Source organism: Haloferax volcanii DS2 (genome assembly GCF_000025685.1).
In the GTDB taxonomy this organism is placed as follows: Archaea; Halobacteriota; Halobacteria; order Halobacteriales; family Haloferacaceae; genus Haloferax; species Haloferax volcanii.
In genome coordinates this window covers 361,468-377,771 of sequence record NC_013967.1, presented here as the reverse complement: position 1 = coordinate 377,771, position 16,304 = coordinate 361,468, and the positions used below count along the sequence as shown (strand labels likewise).

The 16,304-nt window shown below is 67.2% G+C and carries 12 protein-coding genes and 2 pseudogenes; 10 read left to right on the top strand and 4 right to left on the bottom strand.

The window, feature by feature from the left end; all coding sequences use genetic code 11:
- Positions 1–55: 55 nt before the first annotated feature.
- Positions 56–1,687 (bottom strand): methyl-accepting chemotaxis protein, encoded by a 1,632-nt coding sequence (locus HVO_RS06715; RefSeq protein WP_004044504.1) that lies wholly within the window; start codon positions 1,685–1,687, stop codon positions 56–58.
- 166 nt (positions 1,688–1,853) lie between these two features.
- Between HVO_RS06715 and HVO_RS06710 the strand changes: the two genes are divergently transcribed.
- From HVO_RS06710 to HVO_RS06690, 6 genes are all read left to right on the top strand, one after another.
- Positions 1,854–2,948, top strand: coding sequence for a M20 family metallopeptidase (locus tag HVO_RS06710; protein WP_004044505.1), 1,095 nt, complete (start codon positions 1,854–1,856; stop codon positions 2,946–2,948).
- Between the two features lie 106 nt (positions 2,949–3,054).
- The gene (locus HVO_RS06705; protein WP_004044506.1) at positions 3,055–4,551 is read left to right on the top strand and encodes an HNH endonuclease; all 1,497 of its coding nucleotides are present in this window, start codon (positions 3,055–3,057) and stop codon (positions 4,549–4,551) included.
- A 194-nt stretch (positions 4,552–4,745) separates the two neighbouring features.
- Positions 4,746–6,254 carry a carboxypeptidase M32 gene (locus HVO_RS06700; protein ID WP_004044507.1) on the top strand — a complete coding sequence of 503 codons (1,509 nt, stop codon included), beginning with the start codon at positions 4,746–4,748 and terminating at the stop codon, positions 6,252–6,254.
- 91 nt (positions 6,255–6,345) lie between these two features.
- Complete coding sequence (locus HVO_RS21470; RefSeq protein WP_004044508.1) at positions 6,346–6,522, top strand: HVO_0416 family zinc finger protein; 177 nt, start codon at positions 6,346–6,348, stop codon at positions 6,520–6,522.
- Positions 6,523–6,680: 158 nt separating this feature from the next.
- Entirely contained in the window at positions 6,681–8,531 is a 1,851-nt protein-coding gene (locus HVO_RS06695; protein WP_004044509.1) for a UvrD-helicase domain-containing protein, read from the top strand.
- A 6-nt stretch (positions 8,532–8,537) separates the two neighbouring features.
- Positions 8,538–9,686 carry a M24 family metallopeptidase gene (locus tag HVO_RS06690; protein ID WP_004044510.1) on the top strand — a complete coding sequence of 383 codons (1,149 nt, stop codon included), beginning with the start codon at positions 8,538–8,540 and terminating at the stop codon, positions 9,684–9,686.
- Here the strand turns inward: HVO_RS06690 and HVO_RS06685 are convergent, their stop codons facing one another.
- Positions 9,687–9,929: a DUF7533 family protein gene (locus HVO_RS06685; RefSeq protein ID WP_004044511.1), complete on the bottom strand. Its 243-nt coding sequence runs from the start codon at positions 9,927–9,929 to the stop codon at positions 9,687–9,689.
- A 147-nt stretch (positions 9,930–10,076) separates the two neighbouring features.
- Here HVO_RS06685 and HVO_RS06680 point away from each other — a divergent pair.
- Positions 10,077–11,815: pseudogene (locus tag HVO_RS06680) on the top strand (SLC13 family permease).
- 1 nt (position 11,816) lies between these two features.
- On the opposite strand, the pseudogene HVO_RS06675 reads toward HVO_RS06680, so the two are convergent.
- Positions 11,817–12,402, bottom strand: a pseudogene (locus HVO_RS06675) (DUF502 domain-containing protein).
- A 109-nt stretch (positions 12,403–12,511) separates the two neighbouring features.
- On the opposite strand from HVO_RS06675, the gene HVO_RS06670 reads away from it, so the two are divergent.
- Complete coding sequence (locus HVO_RS06670) at positions 12,512–13,123, top strand: riboflavin synthase (RefSeq protein WP_004044515.1); 612 nt, start codon at positions 12,512–12,514, stop codon at positions 13,121–13,123.
- 50 nt (positions 13,124–13,173) lie between these two features.
- Here HVO_RS06670 and HVO_RS06665 read toward each other — a convergent pair whose 3' ends face one another.
- On the bottom strand, positions 13,174–14,211 hold the full coding sequence (locus HVO_RS06665) for a PrsW family intramembrane metalloprotease (RefSeq protein ID WP_004044516.1): 1,038 nt from the start codon (positions 14,209–14,211) through the stop codon (positions 13,174–13,176).
- 137 nt (positions 14,212–14,348) lie between these two features.
- Between HVO_RS06665 and HVO_RS06660 the strand changes: the two genes are divergently transcribed.
- Positions 14,349–14,723 (top strand): DUF7532 family protein, encoded by a 375-nt coding sequence (locus tag HVO_RS06660; protein ID WP_004044517.1) that lies wholly within the window; start codon positions 14,349–14,351, stop codon positions 14,721–14,723.
- Positions 14,720–16,126: a DUF402 domain-containing protein gene (locus HVO_RS06655; protein WP_004044518.1), complete on the top strand. Its 1,407-nt coding sequence runs from the start codon at positions 14,720–14,722 to the stop codon at positions 16,124–16,126. Before HVO_RS06660 ends, HVO_RS06655 begins: the two co-directional genes overlap by 4 nt.
- The last annotated feature ends 178 nt before the right edge of the window (positions 16,127–16,304 follow it).

Sequence of the window (16,304 nt, the reverse complement as noted above, 5' to 3'; positions counted from 1 at the left end):
GTCGTCGGGTGGTACCGCGTCCCGCGTTCCGCGCCCCGCGTCCTGCGACCCCGACTCAGTCGTCGCCCGGCGCGACGGCTCGCTCGCCGTCGACCACCTCGAACGACTCGACGAGGTGGTCGAGGTCGGCGGCCTGCGACGACAGCACCTCGGTTTGGTCCGCGAGGTCGCCGATGGACTCGGACTGCTCCTGTGCGGTCTCGACGACGGTTCGCGACTGGCCGGCGGTCTCCTCGGAGATGTTCGCCACGTCGTCGACGCGGGCGGCGATGTCCGCCGCCGACTCGGCCTGCTGGTCGGTCGCGGCGCTCACCTCGGCCACGCTGGCGTCGATATCCGTCACCATGTCCACGATGGTCTCGAACTCGCCGATGGCCTCCGTGACCGTCTCCAGACTGTCGGCGACCTGCCGGTTCATCTCCCGCACGTCGGCGAGCGTCTCCTCGGAGTGCTCGGTGATGTCTGCGATGAGGCCCGATACCTCGTCGGCGGAGTCGCGGGTCTCCTCGGCGAGCGACTTGACCTCCTGTGCGACGACGCCGAAGCCGTCGCCGGCCTCGCCCGCGTGGGCGGCCTCGATGGCCGCGTTGATGGCGAGCAGGTCGGTCTGCGAGCCGACGTGGTCGATGAACGCCGCGATTTCGTCTATCTCCTCGATGCTCTCGGTGAGTTCCGCGACGGCGTCGGCGGTGCGGGCGATGCGGGCCTCCACGGTGTCTAACTCCTCCATCGCCTCGGTCGCGGCGGCGCGGCCGACCTCGCCGCGGTCGGAGGCCGTCTCGGCCGTGGTGGCGACCTCGTCGGCGGAGGCGGCTATCTCCTCGACGGTCGCGGAGAGCGTGTTGAGTTCGTCGGAGACCGTCTGGAGGTGTTCGGTCTGCGTCCCCGCGCCGTCGGAGATTTCGGTGACCGAGGCGGCGACTTCCTCGCTGGCGGCGTCGGCCCGGCGGACGTGCTCGCGGGCGGTCGAACTCATCTCCGACACCTCCTGTGCGAACGACTGCACCTCGCCGATGGTCGACGAGAGGGTGCGGACGAGGTCGTTGTAGGTTGCCGCGACCTCCTCGTATCGCTCGTCGTCGACGCCCCAGTCGTCGGTGTCGATGGTGGCGGTGAGGTCGCCCGCCTGCGCCCGCGAAGTCGCCTCCGCGAACGCCTCCACGAGGTGCTGGAGGTTGCGCGTGTAGTCCGCGAGGTCGCGCTGCATCCGGTCGAGCGCGTCACCGAACTCGCCCGGTAAGTTCTCGTCGAGCGCCGGGTCGTCGAACCGCTGGTCAGCAAGCGCGCCCGCCTGCGAGGCGACGACGCAGAGGTGGTCGTGCATCGCGCCGAAGTCGTCGGCGAGGCGGGCCACCTCGTCGGTGCCGCTCACGTCCGGGGGGCGGACCGACAGGTCGCCCGCCGCGACGCCCGCGGCCGCCGACGAGATGGACTCGATTGGCGAGACGATGTCTTTTCGCGTGATGATAATCGTGTTGACGAACGCGAGGCCGGCACCGAACAGGAGGAGTGCCGAGAGTTCGAGCCGGAGCGCGCCGGTCGCGACCCACGGAAGCGCGGCCTGCGCGAGCGAGACCACGAACTGGATGGCGACGGCGGCGACGACCTTTCTCTCGACCGAACCCGAGATACCGAGCGCGTCCATGCTTCCCCAGAGCAACCGTTCGTACGTCGAGACGAGTCGCATACTCCGACGTGTGGGGTATACGTCATAAGCCGGACCGGGTATTCTCGGAATTTGATAACGGTCTCCCCGCGAGGCGGCGCGAGGGAGTGCCCGACCGCATCGCGGCGGACCTGCGTGCGGACTGCCGGACGCACACGCTTTTGGAGCGACCCGCCGACGGGCCGGCATGGACGAACTCCGCGACCTCACGGAGACGCTCGTGTCGGTGCCGAGCCACGAGGACGAGACCGCCGCCGGCGACGCCATCGAAGCGTGGCTCCGCGAGGAGACCGACGCCGACGTGGCCAGAGACGACGCGGGGAACGTCGTCGCCCGCGTCAACCCCGGCGTCGGCGAGTCGCTCGCGCTCGTCGGCCACCACGACGTGGTCCCGCCGGCCGACCGGCAGACCACGGACAGCGGCGACTACGTGGTCGAGACCCGCGACGGCCGCCTCTACGGCCGCGGGGCCGCGGACATGAAAGGTGCCGTCGCGGCGTCGATGCTCGCCTTCCGCGACGCGGCCGCCGACGCCGACTCGGAGGTCGCCTTCGCCTCGTTCGTCGGCGAGGAAATCGGCGGGGAGGGCGTCCGCGCCGCCCTCGACGACGGCTTCGAACTCGACTACGCCGTCGTCGCCGAGGGCTCGACGAACTACTCGGGACCGAACCGGACGGACGTGGCCGTCGCCCACCGGGGCCGCCGGGCGAGCACCCTCGTCGCGTCTGGGACCGCCTGCCACGCCAGCGGACCCGAGCGCGGCGAGAACGCCGTCTACCGCGCGACCGACGCCGTGGACGTGGTTCGCGGTCTCTCCGTGCCGGACGCCGAGGTCCTCGACCACCCCGTCTCGGGGAGCATCGCCGTCACCGAAATCGACGGCGGGAGCGCGTGGAACGTCATCCCCGACCGCTGCGAGGTGACTCTCGACGAGCGGACCGTCCCCGGCGGCTTTGCTGACCTCGCGCGGACGGCGGAACTCGAGGGCGTCGAGTGGGTCGTCGAACAGGACCTCCCGCCGATGGCGTGCGACGACGCCGACTTCGCCGAGCGCGTCCTCGACGCCGCCCGGTCGGTTCACGAGGCCCGCAGCGACGCGGAGCCGGAGCAGACGACGAAGCCCCACGCGACCGACGCCGGATGGCTGGCGCAGGCCGGGACGACCTGCGTCGTCTACGGCCCCTCGGAGCCGGGCGAGGCGCACACGAAAGACGAGAGCGTGTCGCTCGACGTGCTGGCGCGGTGTTACGAGACGTACCGCGCGCTCGTGGCAAATTGGTGATTTCGGGCCTGGGGAGAGGTAAGTAGCCGGTGGCGGCGACTCCAAGGATGTCAACAGAGACGTTCAACCACAACTATCATTTAATCATACTGTCACCGTCTGGTAAATGAATGAAACCGAAGAGGTCCTTTCTCCGGAGTACGTCGCTGGGCTCTTAGACGCCACTGGGAGGGTACAATTCAATATCCACTCCCAGCCCGACAACAAATTCACCGTCCGTCCTTCGCTCCGAATTCGGACCTACGAGTCGACAGCACGCCGTGACGTACTGGGTATGTTTCTCGACAGCCAATCGTACGACAGCACTCGATTTGTCGACGGTGACTACTCGATATCGTATTTTCTGCTTGACCAGCATAGTGAGTTGCAACAACTTGATGAGTATCTCGCCGGGCACTCTGCGCAGTTAGCCAACGAATTAGCGTTCGTGACCAGCCTGTCTGACAACCAGTTCGGTGGGCAATTGTTGACAGCCGAAGACGTCTATCAACTGCTCATCACGCGTGACGAACTCCGGCATGGATGGCGTCCGAGAGGCCGGAATCACACCACACCGCAGGACTTCAGCGACGAGTACGACGTCCGTCCGTCGAGAGTGGACTCGCTTCCTCTGCCAGATGGACGATGCCGATCTGGGTATTCAGAAAAGTGGTTTGCTGGCTTGTTTGATGGAATTTGCCGCTACCGTGCGAGCATCGCGCAAACGGACGAAGTTCGAATTGGGTACACGATGTACCCAATTGCACGAATGCATCTGACAGGGGTGAGTAAACAACTCGTCGACTATGCACTAGACTATTGTGAATCGACAGGCATTGACTACGGTAATTCCTCGACGCGGCACGATTTTCAGGTCTATTTCACTGCCCATCAAAATGTGAGGAAGATTATCGAGACACTGTTGCCGCACTCTATCGTCCTCAGACAGCACTCTGAACTGATGCTCGAATCGATTCTCCCACGGTTCGAGGAGGACGTACACACGACGAAGACAGGGTTCTACAAGTTGCTCTGTGACTGCCTATACGTTGGCGACCGAACGGGAGGGCCCTTCCGAAAACGAGAGTACAACCCTTCCTACTTCGAAGAAATCTGGAGCGACGAGCTCCTGCTGCAAGAGAATAGAGACGAAGACACCAAAACGAGGCAACGTACCGACCCATTCCCACGAGAAGACTTCGACCCAGTACAGGTTGAACCGGAACTGTACGAAGACATAGGAAGATACCAGACGGTCCTCGACAGAGTACGACGCGATCGCGAGGTAGTCAACGAGTTGAAACGTCTCTACGACGATAAGTGCCAGGTGTGTGGAACCACGTTACTTCGGAACGACGGTACTCGGTACTCAGAAGTTCACCATATCGTCCCTCTCGGTGAGCCACATAGTGGACCAGACAAAAGATCAAACATGCTAGTCTTGTGTCCAAACCATCACACGGACTTCGACAATGGTGTCGTAAGTGTCTCTCCAGAATCGCTTGAATTGGAACATACCCACACTTCAGCACTCTCTGATAGACAGTTAGCCGTGGACTCAGACCACCATATTTCGACCGAGTTATTACGGTATCATAATGAGGAAATTGTTGGCGAACAGTGAGGTCTAGTTACTCACCTCGCGACACGGTGAATAAGCAAGCCCAACAACCGACACTGTCGATTGAACGAAGTCGGCATACTATCTATTCACCATGGGTTTGAGGTTTCACATCTGATAGCACCCGAATGAACAACAACGGACTATAATTCGCATCTCCTTCATTTTATTACGGTTCCGGACCGACCTGATATCATATGGCACAATCCCCCACCGAAGACGCATCGCCGTACGACCAGCTTCTCCAGAAGTACAAGCGAATCGCCAACGTCGAGAACGCCGGCGGCATCCTCTCGTGGGACCAGCAGGTCATGATGCCCGACGAGGGGACGCCCGCGCGCTCCCAGCAGATGTCGGCGCTGTCGGCGCTGAGCCACGAACTCCTGACCGACGACGAGTTCGGAGAACTCCTCGACTCGGCCGAGGCCGACGACCCGACCGACGAGCAGGCCGACGTGCTGCGCGAACTCCGCCGCGACTACGAGCGGGCGGCCCGCGTGCCGAACGACCTCGTCGAGAAGATTTCCGCGGCGTCCTCGGAGGCCATCCCGGCGTGGAAGCAGGCGAAGGCCGAAGACGACTTCGAGACGTTCGCGCCGCATCTGGAGAAGCACGTCGAACTGAAGCGGCAGTACGCCGAGCACATCGACCCCGACCGCGACCCCTACGAGGTGCTGTTCGAGGACTACGAGCCGTGTCTGCCCCTCGAACAGGCCGAGGAGATTCTCGCCGAGGTGCGCGAGGTGCTCGTCCCGATGATAGAGGACATCCGCGAGTCCGACGTCGACCTCGCGGTGGACGCCTTCGAGGGCGAGTTCCCCGAGGAAGACCAGGAGACGCTCGTCCGCGACGCGCTCTCGACGCTCGGCTACCCGTGGGAGCGCGGCCGCCTCGACACCGCCCCGCACCCGTTCTCGTCGGGGACGCAGTTCGACGCCCGCGTGACGACCCGCTACGACGAGTCCGACGTGCTCGGGTCGCTGTTCTCGACCGTCCACGAGTTCGGCCACGCGCTGTACACGCTCGGCCTGCCGGACGAACACTACGCGACGCCGCTCGGTGAGAACCGCAACCTCTCAGTCCACGAGTCGCAGTCGCGGCTCTGGGAGAACCACGTCGGGCGCTCGCGGGCCTTCTGGCGGCACTTCCTGCCCACGCTCGAAGACCGGTTCCCGGAGGTCGACGCGACGGTCGAAGAGGCCTACGAGGCCGCCAATCAGGTGTACGACGACAACCTCATCCGCGTCGAGGCGGACGAACTGACCTACCACCTGCACATCGTCATCCGGTTCGAACTCGAACGCGAACTCATCGCCGGCGACCTCGCCGTCGAGGACGTGCCGGAGGCGTGGAACGACAAGTACGAGGAGTACCTCGGCATCCGGCCGGACACCGATTCCGAGGGCTGTCTGCAGGACATCCACTGGGCGTACGGGAACTTCGGCTACTTCCCGACCTACTCGCTCGGCTCCATCATGGCCGCCCAACTGTTTTCGGCCGCCGAGGAGGACATCGACGACCTCGACGGGAAACTGGCCGACGGCGAGTTCGGCGACCTCCGGGAGTGGCTCCGGGAGAACGTCCACCGCCACGGTCGGCGCTACGAGACGAACGACCTCGTGAAGCGAGCCACCGGCGAAGCGTTCGCCGCCGACGACTTCCTCGACTACGTCGAGTCGAAATACGGCGCGCTGTACGACCTGTAAACGAGCGGAACAGTCCGCCGCAGTCGCCCGGTTTTCGACGACTCGGAGTTGTCGTAGGAACTAAATAGAGGCATGACATATCATACCATGTATGGCCTCAGCACCCAGTGACGACTTGTTCGACCAGTTCTTGACCGACCGCGGTCACGAGACAGAACCGGCACGCTGGGACCGATCCTATAACAAGTTGCAGTGTCCCGACTGCGGGGCCCTGCACGACATGGGCGCGGCGACCTGCTCCGTCTGCGGGTGGGTGCCGGAGGCCTGACGCGTCCGAACTGACCAAGCCACAAGCACCTGTTCTCGACGGTTTCTCACCCGTTCGGTGAGCCGTCCGCGAACGCCCGGCGAGTACGACTGCTCCGGGCGCGTTCGCCCTCGTCAGAAGCACGTCGCTTATCACCGATAAGGCCGTGAACGTGCACAATGAGCGAATCCGACGTGACCGTCACCCGGCTGTTCGGCGGCCCGGGAAGCGGGAAGACCACGGCCTTGCTCGACAAGGTCGAGGAGATTCTCGAACAAGACGGCGTCACCATCCGCGACATTCTCGTTGTCTCTTACACCCGAGCCGCGGCGGCCGAGGTCCGCGACCGACTCGCTGAGCGACTCGACATCAACCCCCGGTCGCTGAAGGGGAACGTCTCGACGATGCACGCGAAGGCGTACGAACTCTTGAGCCTCTCGCGGAACGACGTGGTCGGCGAGAGCGACAAACAGGAGTTCTGCGAGGACTACGGCGTCGAGTTCGAAGACGAGTACGGCGGCGCGGGCCGTCGGACCGCCCGCTCGACCACCATCGGGAACAAGGTCATCGCCACGAGCCAGTGGCTCCAGCGCACCCGCCGCGACGTGTCCGACTGGTACGACGTGCCGTTCCAGTGGAACGTCGAGGAGGTCCGCCTCCCGCCGGAAGTCGACCCGAACGCGCAGGAAGGGAACAAGTACACGCCGACGTGGCCGTCCGACGACGACCGCATCGACATCCCCGAGGCCATCCGCGCGTGGCGCGCCTACAAGGGCGAACACGGGCTGGTCGGATTCGCTGACATGCTCGAACGCGTCAAGCAGCGCGCGCTCGTCCCCAACGTCGACTACCTCGTCATCGACGAGTTCCAGGACATCACGACCCTCCAGTACGACGTGTACGAGGAGTGGAAGCCCCACATGCGGGGCGTCCTCATCGCCGGCGACGACGACCAGGTCGTCTACGCGTGGCAGGGCGCGGACCCGAACCTCCTCCTCGACGCCGAACGCGACAACGACGAGATTCTGCCGAACTCCTACCGCCTCCCGTCGAACGTCCTCAACGTCGTCAACCGAGAGATTCGCCACATCGACAAGCGACAGGAGAAGGACCTCAAGCCGCGCAAGGAAGGCGGCGCGGTCGAGGCCGTCGAGAGTCCGTCGATGCTCGAACTCGCCCGGAACGTCCGCTACACCGTCGAGAAAGACGAGGGCACCGTGATGGTGCTGTTCCGCGCGCGCTACCAGATGTTCCAGTTCATCGACGAGTTCCTCCCGTCGGGCATCCCCTTCTCGACGCTGACCGACCAGCGCATGTGGACCGACCGGCTCACGCAGTACGTCCGCGCGGTCGAGGCGCTCGACGCCGAAGAGCCCGTCAACGGGCTGGAGGCCCGTCGCCTCGCGGACATGCTCCAGGACTCCGCGTTCGGCACGAACGACCGCGACGACCTCTTCGACGCCATCGACGACAGACAGGAGGAAGTCGGCGTCGACGACATCACGAACATCGAGTTCACGCCGAAGGAAATCAAGAACTTCGCACCGTTCGCCCCCGACAGTTCGTCCGCGAGCGACATGGTCCGCAAGGTGACGAGCTTCCAGCGCAAGTCCGTTAACGCGTACTTCGGCGGCGGCTACGAGGAGATGGACCCCAGTCGCGTCCGCGTCGGCACCATCCACTCCGCGAAGGGTCGCGAGGCCGACCACGTGTTCATGGCGACCGACCTGACCGAGAAGGTGGTCGAGCAGATGGCGGCGTCCGTCTCCGACGAGGAGCTCGAAGCCCGCGGCATCGAGGAGTTCACCGCGACGACGAGCCCCGTCCCGCTCATCACCGACAACGAGCGCCGCGTCTTCTACGTCGGGATGTCCCGCGCCCGCGAGCGCCTCATCGTCCTCGAAAACCTCGTCACCGGCGCGCCGACGCTCCCCATCAGCGTCCTGCTCCACAACGAGATTCGCGAGGAACCCGCGCAGGGACTCGTCGACGACGCGCAGGAACTGCCCGCGCCCGAACCAGAGGCGTAACGTCCCGTGCGGTGGAGTCCGCGCGGCGGCGACGCCATCGACGCCGCCGTGTCCGAGCGAGACGCCGTCGGCTTCGTCGCCGTCTCCCGCGGTGCCGACCCGACGAGTCGCTACCTCACCGGCCGCGAGTTCGACTGCGACCTCGTGTTCGTCCGCGTTGACGGCGAGACGCATCTCCGAGTCCCCTCGACCGTCGAACCGCCGTCGCTCCCGGTCGCCTCGGTCCGCGTCGACGACAGGCCGCCGGGGACGGCCGCCGCGGCCGTCCTCGCGGAACACGGCGCTTCCGACGGGACCGTCCTCGCGCCGCGGACGGTTCCGCACGACGCCGCGCTCCACCTCGAATCGGCGGGCTACGACCTCGCGTCGACCCCGGCGGTCGAAGCCGCCCGCGCCGTGAAAGACGACGCCGAGCGCGACGCCATCGAGGCCGCTCAGCGCGCGGCGACTCGCGGCGTCGGGCGCGCCGCCGCGATACTGTCGGCGGCGACGGTCGAGGAAGCTGACGACGGCGACGACAACGGCGACGACGAACAGTCCGTCCTCCACTGGGACGGCGCACCGCTGTCGACCGAGCGACTCCGCCGGCAGGTGAACGCGACGCTCGCGGCCGAGGGCGTCGATGCCGCGGGCGCGACGACGGTTCGCGCGGGACCCCGAGGCGACGGGGGCGGGGGCGAGCCGGTCGAACTCCGACCGGGCGAACCCATCGTCGTCTCGGTCGGCCCGCGCGGACCGACCGGCTACCGCGGCGCGCTGGCTCGCACGTTCGTCGTCGACCCCGACGGCGGGTGGGAGCGCCGGGCGCACGTCGCCTGCGACGCCGCCAGAAAAGTCAGTCTGGCCGAGGCCGACCCCGGCGACGACGCCGGCTTCCTCGGGAGCGAACTCCGGGCGGAGACCGCCGCGTTCGGCTTCTCGATGGCCGACGAGGTGACGAGAGACGTGGGCGGCGGCATCGGCCTCGCGGCCCGGGAGGACCCGCCGCTCGACGGCGACAGAGAACTCGTCGCCGGCAACGTCCTGCGCGTCCGCGCCGCGGTCACGCACGCGGACCACGGGCGAGTCGAACTGACCGACGTGTTGGTCGTCGGTGACGACGGCCCGCGGCTGCTCGGCGGCGCGCCGACCGGTCTCGACCCGAGTCGCTGGTAGTTATTCCTCGTTGTCCGGCTCTTTCGCAACGCCGCCGACGACTTTCTCGGCCGCGAGCGAGGGGAGGTCCTGCGGCATGGTGAGGAACTTCGGGAGCGCGACCATGAGCACCGCGAGAAGGAGCATCGCGCCGCCGAAGGCGGTCCGCCCGTCGGCGAGGAGCGTGAGGCCGAAGCCGCCGACGGGGATGGCGAAGATGAGGGTCGCCGCGAGACCGACCATCTCCATGATTCCGAGTCGCATCGCCCGAGGCTACACCGCGGGCGACTAAAAGCGTCGCGCCCAGCGAGTGAGCGCGAGCGCCGATGGGACGCCGGCGGCAAGCGACCCGTCGCCGCGGCCGACAGTCGCGCGGGGTAGCATTAAGCCGCCGCCGAGTCGACTGCCCGCATGGTCGCCGTCACGTCCGGAATGCTCGTCGTCTTCGCCCTCGTCGTCGTCACGATGGCGCTGTTCGTGACGGAGGCGGCCCCGACGGACGTGACGGCCATCGGCGTCATCGTCGCGCTGGTCGTCCTCGAACCGTGGACGCGAGTCGGCCTCCAGACGGGGCTGTCGGGGTTTTCGAGCGCCGCGACGATTACCATCCTCTCGATGTACGCCCTCAGCGAGGGGGTTCGACAGACCGGCGCGATTCGCGTCCTCGGCGACGCGGTCGCCTCGTTCACGAACGGCAGCGAGAGCCGACTGCTCGCCGCGGTCGTCGGCCTCACCGGCCCCATCGCGGGCGTCGTCAACAACACGCCGGTCGTGGCGGTGTTCGTGCCGATGGTGTCGGACCTCGCGGACCAGGCGAACGTCTCGCCGTCGAAGCTCCTCATTCCCCTCTCGTACGCCTCGATGCTCGGCGGCACGCTCACGCTCGTCGGGACGGCGACGAACCTCGTCGCCAGCGAGGCCTACGCCGAGGCCACCGGACTGCCGCCGTTTTCGATGTTCACGTTCACGCCGCTCGGGGCGCTCGTGTTCGTCGTCGGCGCGGGCTACCTGCTTGCGGTCGCGCCGCGGCTCCTCCCCGAGCGAATCGAGCCCGGGAACCGAACCGGCAACTACGGCGTCGAGCCGTTTCTCGCCCGCGTGCTCGTCCCCGCGCGGTCGCCGCTCGTCGGCATCCCCGCGGGCGAGGTGTCGGACGACACCTACCGCGACCTCAACGTGGACATCCTCGACGTGCTCCGCGGCGGCGAACACTTCATCGCGGCCGACTCCGACCGCGAGGTGGCCGCCCGCGACATCCTGACCGTCCGGGGCGACCCGGCGACGATTCGGCGCTTCTGCGACCTCGCGGGCCTGCGATCTCTCCCGCGGGCGTCGGTCACCGACGCCGAACTCGACCGACCCGACCGCGTGGCGCTCGTCGAACTCGTCGTCCCCCGAGAATCCGGCCTCGTCGGCGAGACCGTCGGCGGCGCGCGACTCCGCGAGCGGTACGACGCGACCGTGCTCGCGGTCCGCCGGCGCGGTATCTCCGCGACAGCGGCGACTTCGTCGTGACGAGCGAGGTCGCAGACGAGTTCATCGAGGACAACGGCGGGCTGTCGCCCACGGCGTTCCGGGCGTTCGCCGTCGTCGCGGCGGTCATCGGGCTGGCCGCGCTCGGCGTCGTCCCCATCGCCATCGCCGCGCTCGGCGGCGTCGCCGCGATGGTCTCGCTCGGCTGTCTGTCCGCGAGCGACGCCTACGACGCGGTGAGCTGGAACGTCATCTTCCTGCTGGCGGGCGTCATCCCGCTCGGCCGGGCGCTCCAACTGACCGGCGGCGTCGCGCTCATCTCTGAGTTCGTCGGCGTCGCCGCGACCTACCTGCCCGTCATCGCCGTGGTCGCCGCGTTCTACCTGCTCACGGGGCTGCTAGCGAACGTCATCACCCCGGTCGCGAGCGTCGTCCTCCTGCTCCCGGTCGCCATCGACACCGCGTTCGGCCTCGGTGCCGACCCCTTCGGCTTCGCGCTCGCGGTCACGTTCGGCGGGAGCACGGCCTTCATGACGCCCATCGGCTACCAGACGAACCTCATGGTGTACGGGCCGGGCGGCTACCGATTCACCGACTACCTCCGCGTGGGCGCGCCGCTCCAACTCCTGCTCGCGGTCGTCACGACCGCCGGCATCGCCCTCATCTGGGGCGTGTAACTCACTCGGCCCGGCTCTCGCCCGCGCTGCGACGCTGGTCAGTCTCCGCCCGGACGCCGTCCTCGCCGTTCGAGGGGTCGTACCCCGCGGGGCCGGAGGGGAGCGTCTCGGGGTCGTCGACGCTCAGCCCCGTGGTGACGAGCAGCCGGAGACCGCGGCGGACCGGCATGTCGAGTTCGCGAATCTCGTCGGCCGAGACCATGACGAGCGCCCCGGCGGTCGGGTTCGGTGAGCGACTCCGACACCTGCCGGACGCCGAAGTAGATGGTGCGGACGAGCGGCAGGAGCCGAACGCCGCGCTCGAAGCTCCCGAAGAGCCGCTGACCGAGGCTCATCGACGCGAGGTAGCCGAGAAGCGAGATGGCCACGGCGATGGTGAGCGCCGACAGCACCTGCGAGATGAAGACGATGTCGCCGGAGTAGTTGAGCGCCCCGGCGAGGAAGGGCGTCACTTCACGGACGACCGGGCGGAGCGCGGCGGTGATGCGGTTGAACGCGAACTGGAGGACGAACACGGTCACGGCCAGCGGGGTCACGAGAATGAGGCCGGTGACGAAACTGCTCCGCAGTCGGGCCAGAACGTCCATACCGACTCTCCGGACGATGACGGTAAAATTGTATGGGCGAAAGAGTCACGAAAACGTGATGAAGAACGGAAACGATAGGCATTAACTGCACCCGACCGAAGCCGCGGGTATGTTCACGGGAATCGTGGAGGGTCCGGGCGAAATCGTCGCTGTGACCGACACCGACGGCGGTCGCCGCCTCCGTATCCGAACCGACCTCGCGTTCGACGACCTCCACCACGGCCAGTCAATCGCGGTCTCGGGCGTCTGCCTGACCGTCGAGGCGTTCGGTGACGACTGGTTCGAGGTGTTCCTCGCGGCCGAAACCATCGAGAAGACCTACCTCGGTGATGCGGTCGAAGGCGACCGCGTCAACCTCGAACGCGCCCTCGCGGCCGACGACCGCTTCGACGGCCACATCGTGCAGGGCCACGTCGACGGGACGACGACGGTCACGAACGTCGAACGCGTCGGCGACGACTGGTTCTTCGAGTTCGACCTCCCCGAGTCGCTGGCGAACTACGTCGTCCAGAAGGGCTCGGTCTGTCTCGACGGCATCAGCCTCACCGTGGCGGACCGCCGCGAAGGCACCTTCGCCGTGGCCATCATCCCGACGACCTACGACCTGACGACGCTCTCCGAAAAGGCGGTCGGTGATCCGATTCACGTCGAGGTGGACGTGGTGGCGAAGTACGTCGAATCGATGCTCGACGGCTACGCCGAGCGGTTGGTCGTCGAGTAGGGCGGCCGGTTCTTTCGTTTCGTACGTTCCCGCGCCGTCGCCGCCTCGCTTCAGTCCTCGAACTCGGTTCGCTCCGAGCTGAACGACGCCGCGCTCGGACCGGACGCGTGGGCGCTGTGGTAGGCCTGACTGTACCGGCGGAGCTTCCCGATGAGGTAGAGCCCGAAGACGCCGTCGTAGATGATGACGTAGACGAGGAAGGCCGCGAGACCGCCGAGGCCGGTTATCCCCGCGATGACGGTCGAGCCGAGGCCGACCGTCGAGTTGTACGTCGCGTGGACCAGCGCCGCGAGGATGAGGCCCTTGATGACGATGGGGCCGGCGTTCTCCTTGTTGAACTTGGCGAGGCCGAGGTAGTAGCCGGCGATGGCCGAGTAGATGACGTGCCCCGGCCCGGCGAGCGCTCGGACCGCGGTAATCGTCCCGCCGGCGGCGATGATGCCGACGCCGCCGGAACCCACATCGAGCCCTGAAGAACTGAGATTCCGAGTGATATACAGCGCGTTTTCGATGGTGGCGAAGCCGAGGCCGGCCATCGCGCCGTAGACGGCCCCGTCGATGACGGCGTTGAAGCTGTCGTGAGAGTAGGCGTACAGCCTGACCGCGAGGAGCTTGACGGTCTCTTCGACCGGCCCGACGACGAGAAAGTAGAACACGACGCTGCCGAGGAAGCCGAGCGCCAGCTGGAACTCGCCCGCGATGGTCTGGCCGACGTTGCTCAGAAGCGAGTTGAGAATCGCCGCGAACGTGGCCGTGAGGACGCCGAGGAGGAACGTCACCACGAGCATCGAAAGCGGCTCGTTTTGGGTCACGTCGGAGTAGTAGACGTAGCCGGCGAGCGCGAGCGCCGGCAGCGCCGAAAGCAGGGTGAGCGCGCCGACCTGCGGGTCGGTGAGCGCCGAGAGGCCGCCGATACCGACGAGGATGAGCAGCGCGGCGAGGATGACGACCACTCGCGTCGACGCGACCAGCAGCCGGTAGAGCGCGACCGCCAGCCCGTCAACCGAGGTTCGTTCCTCCCACGTGGCGATGTCGTAGAGGTCGTCCGAGCCGTCGGACGCCTGCTCGACTGGGTCCTGCTGGTCCATTACGTGGCATAATGGGTATTGCGTCTGGTAATAGCTTCGGCCACGGCACCCAGTGACATGGGGGCGGAGGGTCGACAGTCGGATGGCTGGCGACCGGCGACCGTACGACGTTAATGCCTCCGCTCCGAAGGGAGGGTATGCACTTCGACCCCCGCGAACAGGCGGCGCTCCGCGAGGTCGGCCTCGACACCGACGACCTCCGGGCCGCGTCGGACCTCGTGAGCGACGCAGTCGAATCGGACGCAGACGCCATCGCCGCGTTCTTCGGCGACGGCGGCACCGTCTACTCGGACATGGAGATGGCCCACAGCGCCACCGACGTGCAGGAGCACGTCGTCGACCACGTCGACCTCTACACCCACGGCGCGGAGCTCCGGGGCTACCTCAAGTTCGACTCGTGGGGCGTCCCCATCGAGGGCGGCCGCGTGCTCTCGGAGGGGAAAGTCGAACTGACCCTCGGCCCGACGGTCGACGCCCGCGTCACCTTCGCCCGCGACGCCGACGAGCTATGAGAGTCCGCGTCCGCGGCATCTACGCCACCGCGCTCACGAGCGTCTTCCTCGACGACGGCCACGACGTGGTGCAGGCGTCCGGGCCGATTCGTGAGCGCTTCGACGCCGAGTTCGACTCGTCGGACCACGACGTGTCGGTCGAGACGACGCGGAACCGGCAGGGCGTCGGCGCGACCGGCGCGCCCGAGGCGGTCGCAACGGCCACCGAGCGCCTCTCGGACCTCGGCATCGACACCTTCGCGTGGGACGACCCCGCGCCGACCGGCGCGGTGTTCGACGCCCGCGTGACTGACACCCTCGGCGGCGGCGCGGTCTGCGACCTCGGTGAGACCGAGGGCTACCTCTCGTACGGCGACATCGACGGCCGCGTCGAGGTCGGTGACGAGGTCCGCGTGCAGGTCGTGGAGTCGGCCCCGCCGTGGGCTTCCCGCCGCGCCGAACTGACCGGCGAGGTCCGCGCCGTCGCGGGGCTGGCGACGCTCGACCCCGATTCGGAGGGCGTCCGCGTCGACACCCGCGACGAGGCCGCCGCCCGCGAACTGGCGGGAATGTCGGACCTGCTCGGCGGTGACCCGCCCGAGGGCTGGGGAATCCGCTGGCACCGCGACGCCGTCGACGCCGACATGAGCGCCCTGAACGACGCGCTCGACCGGGCCGCCGAAGTGGCCGCGGAACTCGACGACGCGCTCTCCGAACCCGTCGATGCCCCGCGGGCGGTCGCGGCTCCCACCGCGACGACGTGGGTCTGGTTCGGCCGCGAGACCCGGTTCGAACTCGACGCCCAGCGCCGGGCCGTCGAGACGACGATGCCCGGCCACCACCGGACGAAGGCCGCCTCGCAGAAGGCCTCCGCCGGCGTCGACCTCGCGGAGGCGCTCTGCGAGTCGGTCGGCGACGGCGAGTTCCCCTTCGGTGTGGTGACCGCGCAGTTCGGCCCGCTGGAAGGCGACGACGTGGAAATCGGCCACGGGAAGCCGGACGGTCGGCTCATCACGCTCGGCTCCGGCGAGGTGACGGACCGCGACCCCGAGGGAACGGTGGAACTCCGGCGCGGCATGACCGGCGGCGGTACCTACGACGCCCTCGGCGTCGACCGCGAGTCCGGGGACGTGGCGGTCACGAAGTTCCGCGAGGGGCGCTGGTGGTACCCGACGGTGTACCGCGACGCCGACGGCGGTGTCAAGGGGACCTACGTCAACATCTGCACGCCCGTCGAGTGCTTCCCCGACCAGATTCGGTACGTCGACCTCCACGTGGACGTGGTGAAACACGCCGACGGGACGGTCGAGCGGGTCGACGACGACGAACTCGACGAGGCCGTCGAGGCCGGCCACATCTCCGAGGAACTGGCCGAGAAGGCGCGGTCGGTGGCGTCGAGTCTGGAGTCGGCGCTGTCGGGGTAGGCGTCGCAACTCCGGAAGACGGTCAGTCGTCGTTGCCGGGGAGGACTCAGACGTCGTGGTGGCGGGAGTCGTCGAAAATACGTACTGAGAACCGCGGAACAGGGTGCGAGTGTTGGAGGGAACCGTACGGCTACGACCGGAGGGAGTAGCCGCCTTTTTTGGTCCAGATTTTTTGGCG

Bases quoted from the DNA above. Each gene is read 5' to 3' on its own strand.
- HVO_RS06715 (WP_004044504.1), bottom strand. From the start codon at position 1,687: ATGCGACTCGTCTCGACGTACGAACGGTTGCTCTGGGGAAGCATGGAC.
- HVO_RS06710 (WP_004044505.1), top strand. From the start codon at position 1,854: ATGGACGAACTCCGCGACCTCACGGAGACGCTCGTGTCGGTGCCGAGC.
- HVO_RS06705 (WP_004044506.1), top strand. From the start codon at position 3,055: ATGAATGAAACCGAAGAGGTCCTTTCTCCGGAGTACGTCGCTGGGCTC.
- HVO_RS06700 (WP_004044507.1), top strand. From the start codon at position 4,746: ATGGCACAATCCCCCACCGAAGACGCATCGCCGTACGACCAGCTTCTC.
- HVO_RS21470 (WP_004044508.1), top strand. From the start codon at position 6,346: ATGGCCTCAGCACCCAGTGACGACTTGTTCGACCAGTTCTTGACCGAC.
- HVO_RS06695 (WP_004044509.1), top strand. From the start codon at position 6,681: ATGAGCGAATCCGACGTGACCGTCACCCGGCTGTTCGGCGGCCCGGGA.
- HVO_RS06685 (WP_004044511.1), bottom strand. From the start codon at position 9,929: ATGCGACTCGGAATCATGGAGATGGTCGGTCTCGCGGCGACCCTCATC.
- HVO_RS06670 (WP_004044515.1), top strand. From the start codon at position 12,512: ATGTTCACGGGAATCGTGGAGGGTCCGGGCGAAATCGTCGCTGTGACC.
- HVO_RS06665 (WP_004044516.1), bottom strand. From the start codon at position 14,211: ATGGACCAGCAGGACCCAGTCGAGCAGGCGTCCGACGGCTCGGACGAC.
- HVO_RS06660 (WP_004044517.1), top strand. From the start codon at position 14,349: ATGCACTTCGACCCCCGCGAACAGGCGGCGCTCCGCGAGGTCGGCCTC.
- HVO_RS06655 (WP_004044518.1), top strand. From the start codon at position 14,720: ATGAGAGTCCGCGTCCGCGGCATCTACGCCACCGCGCTCACGAGCGTC.